Raw genomic sequence first — 853 nt, 5'->3', positions numbered from 1 at the left:
GTGGCGCTGCTGGGTGCACGGGTGTGGGTTCGCTGGTGGCGGCGCAGGCCGAGCGTTTCGGGATCGACGAGACGAGCCGGGTGCTGCAGTTCGCGTCGGTCGGCTTCGACGCGGCGTCGGCGGAGATCTGGGTGACTCTGTGCGCGGGCGCCCGCCTGGTGGTGGCGCCGGCCGAGGAACTGGTGCCGGGCGCCGGGCTGGTCGAGGTGATGGCGCTGCATGGTGTCACGCATGCCACCTTGCCGCCGGCGGTGCTGGCAGTGCTGGATCCCCTGGAGGTGCCGTCACTGGTGACGGTGGTGTCGGCGGGCGAGGCGCTCGCCGCGGAGTCGGTGGCCGTGTGGGGGGCCGGTCGGCGGCTGGTGAACGCCTACGGCCCGACGGAGTCGACGGTGTGCGTGTCGATGTCGCGGCCGCTGGCGCCGGGCGATGTGCCGGGTATCGGCGGACCGGTGTTCAACACACGTGTGCATGTGCTCGACCAGTGGCTGTCTCCCGTGCCTGTCGGTGTGGCCGGCGGGTGCAGGCGGTCGTCGCCGGGCACCCGCAGGTCGCTCAGGCGGCGGTGATCGCCCGTGAGGACAGCCCCGGTGACAAGCGCCTGGTCGCCTACGTCGTTCCGGCCGAGGGCTCTCAGGTGGGTGAACTCGCCGATGAGGCACGTCGGTTCGCGTCACTACAGCTGCCGGAGTACATGGTTCCGTCCGCGGTGGTCGTCCTGGACGAGCTGCCGCTGACGGTGAACGGCAAACTCGACCGCAAGGTCCTGCCGGCACCCGAGTACGCGACCGGTTCCGGCCGTGGTCCCGCCACGGTCCGCGAGGAGATCCTGTGCGCGGCGTTCGCCGAGGTC

2 protein-coding genes are annotated in these 853 nt (G+C 71.7%); both read left to right on the top strand.

Going from position 1 to position 853, the window contains the following annotated elements; all coding sequences use genetic code 11:
• Window positions 1–23 precede the first annotated feature (23 nt).
• On the top strand, window positions 24–569 hold the full coding sequence (locus tag IH50_RS38385) for an AMP-binding protein (RefSeq protein WP_030873032.1): 546 nt from the start codon (window positions 24–26) through the stop codon (window positions 567–569).
• Window positions 566–853, top strand: a 288-nt coding sequence (locus tag IH50_RS39080; protein WP_420709176.1) for an AMP-binding enzyme, incomplete at its 3' end; no start/stop codon positions are given. The genes IH50_RS38385 and IH50_RS39080, both read left to right, overlap by 4 nt.

The sequence above is a fragment of the Streptomyces sp. NRRL S-37 genome (genome assembly GCF_000721605.1).
Lineage (GTDB): Bacteria > Actinomycetota > Actinomycetes > Streptomycetales > Streptomycetaceae > Streptomyces.
This window is presented reverse-complemented; position numbering and strand designations above follow the sequence as displayed.